Here is a 774-nt window from a genome sequence, read left to right on the forward strand (position 1 = left end):
GGACGCCGAACGTTATCTCGATGTACTGGCGCATGACGACCGTATCTGACGCCACAACGCTTGTACAGGGCTGGGTGGCAGCGTATCCGATGCCTTCCTCGCTCAGGAAGGCTTCCATCGGCCACTTTCTCTTTGCCTTTCCTTGACAGATGGACGACGCGCCTGCTCTTAGCCGCCGACAGCAGGAGTTCATGCTTACCGAGCTAACCTCTGTACATTGAACACGCCAAGGTGTAATAAGCTGGCCCTGGCGTCCGTCTTCGAGGCCAGAGTACTTCGCTCCGCACGCGCACTGTAGGAACCTTAGTTGGCGATCTAAGATTATCCTGGCGGTCACAATACCCCTGCCAGCCGAACGCGATGCAGCTTGATCGGTCCTATAGGGGGTAATTTGCCGGCAATGATTTTCACCTGGCGCGCAACAGGATAAGATATCGGCGCACCGGTAAGCTACAGGTTCATTCAGGTCTCGCTTCCCGGCATGGGATTTCCAATGTTAACCGCTTGATGCTCTGGCTGAAAACTGACGTTCAATGGATAAAAATCGACAACACATCCTGGTGTGCTGGCTTAGGTCGCAAAGTCAGCGGGTAAACCGCTGGTTACACCTTTCCGTATTGCTCGGCCTGCTGAGCGCCTTGATTATCGTTGCCCAGGCCTGGGCGCTGGCCGCCTTGCTGCAAGCATTGATCGTGGACAATACCCCGCGCGCTAGCCTGACCGGCCACTTTGTCCTTCTGGCGACGTTATTCGCTCTGCGCGCGGCGGTTAACT

1 pseudogene is annotated in these 774 nt (G+C 55.9%); it reads left to right on the top strand.

Going from position 1 to position 774, the window contains the following annotated elements:
• Nucleotides 1-533: 533 nt before the first annotated feature.
• Nucleotides 534-774: pseudogene (locus BG74_RS00275) on the top strand (heme ABC transporter permease/ATP-binding protein CydD); the annotation flags it as partial.

The organism is Sodalis-like endosymbiont of Proechinophthirus fluctus, assembly GCF_001602625.1.
Classification (GTDB): Bacteria; Pseudomonadota; Gammaproteobacteria; order Enterobacterales; family Enterobacteriaceae.